Source organism: Caballeronia temeraria, from assembly GCF_001544795.2.
GTDB classification, from domain to species: Bacteria; Pseudomonadota; Gammaproteobacteria; order Burkholderiales; family Burkholderiaceae; genus Caballeronia; species Caballeronia temeraria.
The window spans coordinates 1-10,907 of the sequence record NZ_FCOI02000066.1; the positions used below are offsets into that span (position 1 = coordinate 1).

Annotated in this window: 8 protein-coding genes and 1 pseudogene; 6 read left to right on the forward strand and 3 right to left on the reverse strand. The window is 56.0% G+C overall.

Translation table 11 applies throughout. The annotated features are described in order from the left end of the window. Positions 1–84 precede the first annotated feature (84 nt). The 5 genes from AWB76_RS37905 (at position 85) to AWB76_RS37925 (ending at position 6,035) form a co-directional block, all read left to right on the forward strand. Positions 85–1,332: an NAD(P)/FAD-dependent oxidoreductase gene (locus tag AWB76_RS37905; RefSeq protein WP_061165209.1), complete on the forward strand. Its 1,248-nt coding sequence runs from the start codon at positions 85–87 to the stop codon at positions 1,330–1,332. 26 nt (positions 1,333–1,358) lie between these two features. After that, positions 1,359–2,792: an MFS transporter gene (locus AWB76_RS37910; RefSeq protein ID WP_061165210.1), complete on the forward strand. Its 1,434-nt coding sequence runs from the start codon at positions 1,359–1,361 to the stop codon at positions 2,790–2,792. Positions 2,793–2,890: 98 nt separating this feature from the next. After that, complete coding sequence (locus AWB76_RS37915) at positions 2,891–3,679, forward strand: SDR family oxidoreductase (RefSeq protein WP_061165211.1); 789 nt, start codon at positions 2,891–2,893, stop codon at positions 3,677–3,679. Between the two features lie 63 nt (positions 3,680–3,742). Beyond that, positions 3,743–5,065: an MFS transporter gene (locus tag AWB76_RS37920; RefSeq protein WP_061165212.1), complete on the forward strand. Its 1,323-nt coding sequence runs from the start codon at positions 3,743–3,745 to the stop codon at positions 5,063–5,065. A gap of 109 nt (positions 5,066–5,174) precedes the next feature. Then, entirely contained in the window at positions 5,175–6,035 is an 861-nt protein-coding gene (locus tag AWB76_RS37925) for an IclR family transcriptional regulator (protein ID WP_061165213.1), read from the forward strand. 57 nt (positions 6,036–6,092) lie between these two features. Here the strand turns inward: AWB76_RS37925 and AWB76_RS37930 are convergent, their stop codons facing one another. From AWB76_RS37930 to AWB76_RS43195, 3 genes and pseudogenes are all read right to left on the reverse strand, one after another. Then, positions 6,093–7,136, reverse strand: coding sequence for an AraC family transcriptional regulator (locus AWB76_RS37930; RefSeq protein WP_244173695.1), 1,044 nt, complete (start codon positions 7,134–7,136; stop codon positions 6,093–6,095). 317 nt (positions 7,137–7,453) lie between these two features. Beyond that, positions 7,454–8,176 carry a methyl-accepting chemotaxis protein gene (locus tag AWB76_RS42570; protein WP_244173697.1) on the reverse strand — a complete coding sequence of 241 codons (723 nt, stop codon included), beginning with the start codon at positions 8,174–8,176 and terminating at the stop codon, positions 7,454–7,456. A 501-nt stretch (positions 8,177–8,677) separates the two neighbouring features. Then, positions 8,678–8,950, reverse strand: a pseudogene (locus AWB76_RS43195) (PAS domain-containing protein); the annotation flags it as partial. Between the two features lie 509 nt (positions 8,951–9,459). Here AWB76_RS43195 and AWB76_RS37940 point away from each other — a divergent pair. Then, positions 9,460–10,530 carry a porin gene (locus tag AWB76_RS37940; RefSeq protein WP_061165215.1) on the forward strand — a complete coding sequence of 357 codons (1,071 nt, stop codon included), beginning with the start codon at positions 9,460–9,462 and terminating at the stop codon, positions 10,528–10,530. Positions 10,531–10,907 lie beyond the last annotated feature (377 nt).

Sequence of the window (10,907 nt, forward strand, 5' to 3'; positions counted from 1 at the left end):
CAATCGATGGCGGACTCGATGGCAACACCCGCCGCCAGAAGAACGCAAAAGCACCCGATGGACGCTTCATGACGGAGCGCTCAAATGACTGAGCAAATTGATAGCGCCAAGGTGGATCCGCCCCGGACCATCGCCGTGGTCGGCGGCGGCCAGGCGGCGGGATGGGTACTCAAGACCTTGCGCAAAGAAGGCTTTGACGGGCGCCTCGTCATGGTAGCCGACGAAGTCCATGCTCCTTATGAGCGGCCGCCCCTGTCCAAGGCTGTTCTATCGGGCGATGCGACCATAGATTCGTTATCGGTCGTGAAGTCTGACGAACTTGAGGCGCTCAATGTGGAATGTTGGCAACCCGATCTCGCGGTACACATTGATCGCGGTCGGCATCTGCTTCGTACGGCGCAAGGCCGCGAACTTCACTTCGATCGACTGATTGTTGCAACCGGGGGCGCTGCCCGGCGTCTCCAAGGGGCGCAAGGGGCAACGAACAACCTCGCGTATCTACGCACGATCGACGATGCCGTCGCGTTGAGTGCTCGCTTGCGTGACATCAAGCGTCTGCTCGTGATCGGTGGGGGTTGGATCGGGCTTGAAGTTGCCGCAACCGCCCGAAAGTTGGGAGTGGATGTTACGGTCGTCGAAGGCGCAGCAAGGCTTTGCGCCAGGACCGTGCCCCCTGTGGTTTCAACGTTCTTGGCAGATTTGCATCAAAAACACGGCGTACAACTGAGGATCGGTGCTGGCCTATGCTCCCTCGAGGATCATCCCGACGATCCCCGCCGTGTTCTTGCCAAGCTTGAGGGCGGTGAATGCATTGACGCAGATTTTGCGGTGGCGGGCATTGGATTATCGCCGCACACCGCGTTGGCTGAAGCTGCTGGGTTGCAGGTGCGAGACGGGATTGTCGTCGATGAATACGGAGCCACCGAAGATCCGACCATCTTCGCGTGTGGCGACGTTGCGAATCATATGAACGCCTGGGTGGGACGCCGAGTCCGACTGGAATCGTGGGCTAATGCACAGAACCAAGCGATAGCCACTGCAAAGGCGTCAATTGGGATATTGGCACCGTACGCAGAGATACCGTGGTTTTGGTCGGACCAGTACGACGTCAACTTGCAAATCCTTGGTGACGTTCCAGTCGATTCTGAGCCGATCGTCCGCGGAAATCTTGACGCAAAGCGTGCAACGCTGTTTTTTCTACGCGACGACATGGTCAGAGGGGTCGTAGCAATTAACGCTGCCCGCGATCTGAAGCTTGCCCGCAAATGGATGAATCAAGGCCGAAGGGTCGACCGGAAAGTTTTGATGGACGCGACGGTTCCTCTCGCCTGACGCAGTTTTAGCCAACTGAGACGCCAATGAAAGTAATGGATATAGGAGGGCCCGCTTCGGCTGAAACTGCGGATCCCGCAGAGCCGAGCAAGGGGTCCTTGATAGCTCGATTGGAGCGATTGCCGCGTAACGCCATGCAGGTTCGAGCTCGGCTGCTCATTGGCACCGCGACGTTTTTCGATGGTTTCGACGTCATCGTAATAGCTGCCACGCTGCCGCTTCTCATTCAGAAATGGGGACTTTCACCTGCACAAGTCGGCTTCCTGATAGCTTCGGGATCGGTTGGCCAACTCATCGGTACGTTTCTTTTTCCCGCTATCGCTGAGCGGTACGGCCGTGTGCGCTCGATCGCGTGGAGCTCCGGAATAATTGGCGCGGCAAGTATAGCTTGTGGATTCGCGCCGACCTTTGCCGTTTTCGTGGCACTCCGCGTTATCCAAGGTCTAGGACTGGGTGGCGAGCTGCCGGTAGCAGCGGCCTACATAAACGAAATCACTCGAGCCGAAGGCCGGGGGAAATTCGTGCTTCTGTACGAGCTCGTTTTTCCTATTGGACTGCTAGTGTCGAACGGTCTTGGGGCGCTTATAGTGCCGCGCCTAGGCTGGGAAACGATGTACTTCATTGGCGGTGTGCCTGTCATCATCTTCGCGCTCGTGCGGTGGGTTGTTCCGGAGTCTCCTCGTTGGTTGGCGGAGAAAGGCCGCTTCTCAGAAGCAAGCAGCGCGCTTGCAGCGTTCGAGGCAACAGTAAAGGGTCCTCTGCCGCCGGTAACGCGGCTGCAAGATTTCGACAACATGGTGTCGGCACATCCGTCGCGCAGGGTGCGTGATTTGTTCGGCCACACCTTCGCCAAACGTACTATCGCGGTAGCGATGCTCTGGGTAACTTCGGGCGCCTTGCAATACGGGTTAGCTACATGGCTGCCCACGATATACCGGGACTCGTATGGAGCGCCGCTTCAGCTGGCTTTGAACTTGTCGGTGGGAGCGTCGATATTCGTCTTGCTGGGCGGCCTAGCTTGCGCATTGCTGGTGGACAAAGTCGGTCGAAAGCCCGTGATCACGGCGTCCTTCTTGCTGTGCGCCGTCTCCCTGACACTTGCCGGAGTATTTCACAGCTCATCGATCTATTTGGTCGCTCTTCTTTGCGCGTTGGGATTGGGTTTCATGGGCTCGGGGTTCATGACGGCTTACGTCTATACGCCGGAGTTGTATCCCACCAGCATCCGTGCCTTCGCTTGCGGGCTTGGTGGCGGTTGGCTCAAGGTCGCGGCGATAGTCGCACCGGCGCTTACCGGCAAGCTAACGCTTCACGGCAACCTGCAACTTTTGTTTTTTTGCTTTGCTGTCATTCCGGTCGCAGCGGCGATTTGCATCCACTATCTTGCGCCGGAAACGAAGGGAAAGGTTCTCGAGGAGCTTGACGGGGAAATGCGTTCGTTCCATAGGGACGATCGATAGACGCGGTCTTGATGACGACGCAGTTGTAGCTAACACCATCGCTCGATTTTGAGTTCGAGTGTGTGCTGCACACATGACAGGATAAGAGAGGCTGAATCGTGGATTTGAAGCTGAAAGACAAAGTGGTGGTGGTCACCGGCGGCACGTCGGGCATCGGGCTTGAAACGGCCCGACAACTGCTTATGGAGGGAGCCCGCGTCGTCATCTGCGGACGAAACGAAGAGCGTTTGAGCAACGCGCGGCAGCAACTGGGTCGCATTGCAGGCGACAATGTCCTGGCACTCCGATGCGATGTCACCAATAGCGACGACGTGCAAGCGATGCATGACGCAGTAATCCGACACTTCGGACGCGTCGATGGCCTCGTTTGTAATGCAGGTGAGGCGAAAGAAGGCAACTTTTTCACAAATACGGTTCAAGATTGGCGCAACGAACTCGAACTGAAGTTCTTCAGCTACGTGCATCCCATCCGCGTCTTTGCGGACGCGCTAAAGCGGCACGCGGCTGGAAGCATTGTTTGTGTCAACTCCACTGTTAGCACGCAACCCGAGCCGCATTTGTTGACCAGTTCTGCGGCTCGCGGTGGCGTGTTGAACCTCGCGAAGTCTCTCGCTGGCGCGTTGGGGCCCGAGATACGCGTGAATTCTGTGACGATGGGGCCAATTGCCAGTGGGCAGTGGGAGCGCCGTTATGAAAAGCGGAAAGCCCCGGGTCAGACCTATGACGACTGGCTTGTGCAGGAAGCGAATAAGCGAGACATTCCCCTTCGCCGTTTCGGGCGTCCTGAAGAAGCCGCCGCCGCTATCTTGTTTCTCGTCTCCTCGCAGGCCAGTTACATCACTGGTGCTCGGTTAGAAGTGTCGGGTGGGACGACGCGCCACATTTGATGGCTGTTGAAGATCGAATAATGACGGATCGCATAATAGTCACGTATCGGCAACGGACGATAAATGCACGTAAAAGCTAGTACAACTACGACTGAAGCGCCGGGCGATAAAAGCGAAACGCTCAGTCTCGAACATTTCAAAGTACTTGCGTTGGCGTCCATGGGCGGATTGCTAGAGTACTACGAGTTCACAGTCTTTATCTTTCTTACGCCGTTCACGAGTCGATTGTTTTTTCCTGCATCCAGTCCCGAATGGCTTCGCGAGCTAGAAACGTTGACAATATTTGCCTCGGGATACCTGACGCGCCCGCTTGGGGGAATATGGCTCGCAAGCCTCGGGGATAAACTGGGTCGGAAAAAAATGTTCGCGGTAAGTGTGCTGCTGATGGCAGCCCCAACTCTTGGCGTCGGATTACTTCCGGTATATGCACAGATCGGAGTCTGCGCGCCGCTTGGCCTGCTTGCATGTCGCCTGTTGCAAGGTGCGGCGTTAGGCGGCGAACTGCCAACGGCTATGGTGTTCGTGTCGGAGCATGTGCCGGAGCGTCGGCTGGGGCTTGCATTCGGCGTTCTAGGGACAGGCGTCGTACTTGGATTTGTCTTGGCGTCCGGCGTCATTACTATGCTACTTCATCACATGGGTGCGGAAGCGTTCCAAATGCGGGGGTGGCGGGTGCCGTTCATCCTCGGCGGTGCTTTCGGTCTTGTTTCTGCCTTCCTTCGACGCTACGTTAGCGAGACGCCTGTCTTCCGCGATCTTTCGGCGCGGAGACACCTCGTAAGAGGGACGCCGTTCCGGCAGCTTTTTAAACGGTATAAAGCTGAGACGATCCTATGTCTGTTGTTGAGCATTGCACCAGGCGTAATCGTCCCTGGGGTCCATCTGTTTCCAGCTATCTACCTTCAAACTTCCTTGCATTACAACGCCAGAATCGTCAACGACGCTTTGTTTTGGTTACAAGTCACGATGCTTTTCAGCGGAATCATTGGCGGTCTGGCCGTCGATCTTTTGGGCTGGCGTTCCGTAATCGTTACGACCTTTCTTGCATTGATATTGACGCTTTTCGGTTTTTATCGATTTGTCACGCCCGACAATTTGCACCTTTGGTTTTGCGCGCTCGGTCTTTTTTTATCGGGCTCGATTATGCTTTATAACCCGCTTGTCGCAAGCTTTCCGGCCCAGGTGCGAATGACGGGGATTGCCAGCGTCTACAACGTCGGCGCGGCTGTTTTTGGTGGGACAACGCCGGTTGTCATGCAGATTTTGGCACGGTACAGCAAGTGGGGGCTGCCGCTATATCCTGCAGCCGCAGCAACCATTGCAATTGTCGTAACGCCGTTCCTTTGGAAAATGAGGAAGCCAGTCGGTCCGGATGAGGCTGCCTAAATACCCATCTCCGCCGATTGGAGCGACCGTGACAAGGGGTGGCCCGATAAATTACACTAAGAGTTCATAGACATGCCAACCCAGGGCGCGCGACCGAGAGCGAACGAGTATGACGAGGGATAATGACGAAGATGTCGGTTTGGATAGCAGAGGCGATCCGTACTTGGTGCCTGGACTTGACCGGGGGTTGCGTATATTGATGGAATTCTCGCCGCGCGAGCCGGTGCTTGGCGCACCGGATCTAGCGAGGCGGTTAGGAATTCCTCGGACGACTGTCTTTCGCTTGCTGCAAACGCTGGAATCGCTCGGTTTTCTCGAACGCGCTGACAAAGACAAAAGCTATCGACTGGGAGTTGCCGTGTTGCGCCTCGGATTCGAGTATCTGAGCTCCCTCGAGTTGACAGACTTTGGTGGCCCTATTATCGAGCGGCTGAGAGATGAGACCGGATTCACCAGCCACATTGTAATTCGCGACGGACGAGACATCGTGTTCGTTGCCAAGGCTCAAAGCTATGAGTCCGGGTTCTCGTCGGTTCGGGTTCATGTCGGAACGAGGCTTCCCGCTCACGCAACCGTACACGGCCGACTTCTTATGAGCGGGCTAACTTTTAAAGAACTGAAGGCTCTCTTCCCCGAATCAAAGCTCCAACAATACACTGACCGTACTCCGCGGACAGTCACCCAGCTGTATAAGTTGATCCAGGAGGATATCCAACGCGGATTCGTGGTCAGCGAATCGTCGTTTGAACGCGGAATCTCGGTCGTTACAGCTCCTGTTCGGGACGATGCTGGACAAGTTACCGCAGTCATCACTGTAACTATTCCGCGAGCCGAGATTACGGCCCGAGAGCTTGCAAGCGGCCTCGTCGAGAAGGTTAGAGCGGCGGCAGACGAATTGTCGCTGCGGCTGAATTACCGTCCCGAGTCCATCTCCGAACCTTCGCGCTATTTAAAGTCGCTCGGACTTTGAGGGCCCTTGATCGTCTGGACGGCACTTGGCGCTGCCGTTTCAACTGTTCACTAACCTTCAGAACGGATAGCCGGTCAAATCGCGCATATCGGTTGCAGTCTTGCCATATTTCATCGGGGGCATACCTGCCCATCTTCGGAAAGCGCGAGTAAAGGCTTTCTCTGACGAATATCCGACGTTGTGAGCCACTTCCATTAGCCGAGCTTTGCCGTGCATCAATTGCCCGGCGGCTAGGTACATGCGATAAGCAGTTAAGTGCGCGATCGGAGTCTCCCCGACAAGTTCAAGGAACCGCGCGCTGAAGCGCGACCGGGACATCCCCGCCTCGGCGGCAAGATCGTCAACGGTCCAGGGACGGCTCGGTTGCCGATGAATCAGAGCCATCGCTTTGACGAGATGCGTGTCGGTCATTGCTCTAAGCCAACCGGCGTCGCGCGCGGCGGTATTGGTTAGATACGCGCGCAATAGATGAATGAAAAGCACGTCGGCAAGTCGCGAAGCAGCCATTGCCCATCCCGGTTGGCAGCTCATGGACTCCTCTATGAAACTCGTAAGCGTAGCTTTCAGCCACGGAGGAACGGCAGGATCCCCCGAATGGATGTGAATCAGAGGAGGCAGGACCGACAAAAAGGGATTCCGGCGAGTCTCCCGGAATCCGACAATGCTCGTGTAGATGTCGCTTACAGGTCCGTTTCCGCCCGCGCGGACGGTCAGCGGCGTGTTTACCCTCGGATGTACATCGTTCTCACGCAAGAGCGTTGCCAACGGGATAGCCGGGATGTCAAGCGACGAACACAACGTATGTTGATGGCCGTGCGGCAGCAGCACGAAATCGCCCTCTTGTACAAAGACCGGATGCATGCCTTCAACGACCAGGTAGAAGGGGTTACCGGTACACATCCGGAAGGGAACGCCTGGGACGGCCGGCTTCACAAAAGCCCACGGCGCGGAGAGCGTAAACCTCCCGGTGACGACCGTATCTGACCGAAGGTCAGACAGTGCCTTGCTCAGGAGGTCCATATGCCATTCCCCGTCCGGGTGATGCGGATCGGGCAAGCTGATACCGATAGACGGGTCCTTCGCATCGGACGATGGCTGCATCCCCATGGCTCTCCTCTATGCTCTGGATGACTGGTCGCCGCACCTGGGCCGCCTGCCTTTCTTGGAACAACTGCGCCAGGAGTTGCGGCCCAAATTTGTTCGGCGTGCCCGGTTGGGGACCTTTCCGATCTGTTCCAAATATAAAACGCCGGATTTTATTCGGTCATTATATGGCCAGGAGCGAAGTAAAAAATAATAAATCGCGCCTGAAGGGGAAAACCCCGTACTTGTCTTCTGAAGGCGTTGCAGCTCGTCGCAAAATAGTAGCTATTTGTATAAGGTAACTCAAAAATACGTGAGTCGCTTGATACAAAACCTCAGCGAAAGACGGCAGCCGTTGACTCGAGCGCGTGAGCTTGGACGGCAAGAGCTTCCGTTGCAGCAGTCGTCTGTTCGACTAATGCGGCGTTTCTCTGCGTATCTTCATCAATCTGGCCGAGCCGATGATGAATCTCGTCGAGCGAGGCGCTTTGCTGCTTGCTCCCGCCCGAGACTTCGCTCATCAGATCGCCGACGGTATCGACAGCTTGCGCAAGATCTTTAATGACGAGGTGCGCCACGTCGACGCGCGTTTGACCCTCTTTGGCTCGTTGCAATGACTGTTGGATTAGCGTGCCGATGTCGGCGGTTGCTTCGGAAGCACTGGCAGCGAGCCTGCGGACTTCCTGCGCCACCACACTGAAGCCGCGCCCGTGCTCACCAGCCCTTGCCGCTTCGACCGCGGCATTCAACGCGAGAAGATTGGTTTGAGCGGCGATCGCTTGTATTGCTTTGGTCACTTCTTTCATCTGGTCCGCACCTCGAGCGATGTCGGCCATGCATTCAACAACGGATTCGACCGCTCGCAGGCCGCGAAGGGATCCCTCGGTCGCGGTTTTGGCAACTGTCGCAGCGTTCTCAGCATGGCCGGTCGTGCTCCCGACGAGTTCAACCAGCCTGCCCAGAGTGGCCGTAATTTCGGCTGTCGCCGCAGCTTGTCGTTCGGTCCGACCGGAGAGATCCATGTTGCCTTCGGAAAGCTGATCGATCGACGTTGTCATCTCCGATAGTTCAGCCCGCAACTCAGACACCATGGATACGAGACTTTCCCGAGTCAGGTTCAACGCGTTTGTCAGGGGGTCGCCCGCAACGGCGACTGAATTACTAGCTTTATATGACAACTCTCCCGATGCTATCAGGTGCAACTGTGTCTCACATTCGACCAGCGGCTTTCGCATCCGCTTACGCAGCAGCGCTACAGCCGTCAATGAAACTGCCGAAATTGACAGAAGGAGCGCGTGGAGCATACCGGCGCTTAGATGACTGCCATTCACCTCGAAGAGCAGGACCGTGGCGCTTGTCATCAGCCCGGGCAGGGCGGCGATTCCAAGGAGGGAGGCCAAGTCCCGAGTAACGCGGAAAACGTTGAATGGTTTGGCCCAACTTCTGTACACAGTTCGACCACAGTCCAGTCCCACCATCGCGCCGGGCCTAGCTAGGCGCCGGTGCAACCTCAGCGCAGCCGCAATTTCAGACTCCGTTGCGCCTGTCCTTACCGTCGTTGTGCCTACGATGCGGCCCCCCTCATACCACGGGGACATACTCGTACGCGTAAAAAGGACGGTTCCGTCGCGACGCCGCATCCCTAAGATACCTTCCCACCGCACGCCCCTTGAAAGAGTCGCGCCAATGTCCCGGAGCACTTCTTTGGGCGTGTCGGGATCAAGGTATCGCATGTAACCCGAGCCCACTACATCATCAACCGAATAACCGGCCGCACGCGCAAAGGAAGCGTTCGCGTAAAGTATCGATGTCTTGTTTGACCGGGTAATCATGTATTGCGCATGCTTCGGGCTATTGTTCACGCGATGCTCCTCAATGTTCAATGCACTGAACGTCAAAATGTAATAGAAAGTCGTATAAGTGGTCTGCGTGGTAATACGGAATCCTACAAATTGCAGATTGCTGCACGCGCTCGAGCACGAATGCCCAGACCGCACGATGAGAATGTTCGTATTAGCGGCACTTCCGCGCAGACCTTTAGGCCTGGGAACATGCAAGTGCGCGCTTCACGCAGGGGTTAAAAGCAATGGTCCGCAACTTCAAAGAAAAAATACGTTAAGAAACTAAAACGGGATTAATGGTGCCCTGCACCCACTTGACAAGGAGGATCGCAGTCAAAGCGTCATATCCTCTGATAGATGTCACCAGCTTGACAGGCATATTTTGAGGATACCTAATGCGGTTGCTTTAATGCTCAACGATCCCGTGACGCCTAAGCCTTGCCGGACCCGTCTGGTCGGGAGATGCGTTGCGCGGCAGACAAACAAATTACGAGGCTCCATTGAGAAATATTCTGATAGGTGTTTGCACAGCAGTGTCTTGCTGTCCCGCGCTGGCACAATCAAACGTCTCGCTGTACGGCAGCCAGGACGTCGGCATCGGATACTTCAACGATGTTGGTGGATCCAGCAAGTGGACCACGGTCAACACCATGTCTCCCGATAGGTTCGGGTTAGTTGGACAAGAGGACCTGGGCGGCGGCTTGAAAACAGTCTTCCGCTTGGAAAACGGCTTCTATACAACCACAGGCGCCATGGCGTTGCCGGGAACGATCTTCAACCGCCAGGCGTACGTTGGGCTGACGAAGGACCGACTCGGAACTATTACACTCGGACGTCAGACCCCGTTCAACTTTGACTGGTTGGGCCCGCTCAGCACCGCCTACAACGCGGCCGACTGGTATATGTTTCACCCAGGCAACATCGATGAGCTCGCCGCGACGAGTAATGTGCAGTATTCGAATAGTTTGAAGTTCACGACTTCAAACTACGGCGGGCTATCGGCTGGCGCCATGCTGGGATTGGGCAATACCGCCAACTTCGGATTCGGCCGTAACCTCAGCGTAGGAATCAACTTCGAGCGTGGGCCGCTACGAGCTAGTGCTGTCTATTCTGACGAGCATAATCGGTCTGTCTTGGTCTCGACGACGGGGCTTTCTACGTTCCAAGGTCAGCCTGCATCAAGTTACATGGCGGACCGCATTGAGAACATGGGAGCAGGCGCGACGTACAACGTCGTAGACACGCTGACGCTGCATGCCTTGTACACGAGGACCAAACTGACGAGCGGACAGCGCTCCGACGTTTACCAAACAATCGATGGAGGCGCGACGTATCGTGTGACCCCGGCATACTCGATCGCGGCAGGTGCCTTCACGACCACATTGTCGGGCATGCGCTGGACGGAATACACAGTGGGAAGCGTCTACGCCCTTTCCAAGGCGACTCAGCTTTATGCGGATGCGCTCCTCGAAAAGGCATCTGGTGGCGCGAAAGCCGCAATCTTCACAGTCGGACCGTCTTCCAATGGCACTCAGCTTGGCGTAATTGCCGGATTGCACCATTCTTTTTAATGCCGCAATGTCGGGCGACCGCAGGAGGGCGACGTCTCGTTATCCCTTTCTCAAATCGATTGTCGCAGGAAGGTCGCTATTTTCGGCAGCTATAGCGGCAATCTGAGCCGAATAGCAAGTAGCCTACGCGTCCTTCTGGTGCGCCGCCCACCGAAGGAGAATCGACTCCGCGGCCGCCAGATTGTCGGCGTGGCCGCACCGCATACATTCAAGCTCGCAAAGCCGGAGGAAAGAGTTTTGAGCGTCTCAGCAACCGAGACGAGAGTAACGATGCCGTCTGCGAAAAATTGATATAGGTGCTTTCCCTGACTCTGCTAGTTTTGTTTTTGAGGCGCAGAGTTGCTTCCCTATAATGTCCATATGCAAGTTGATGTTTC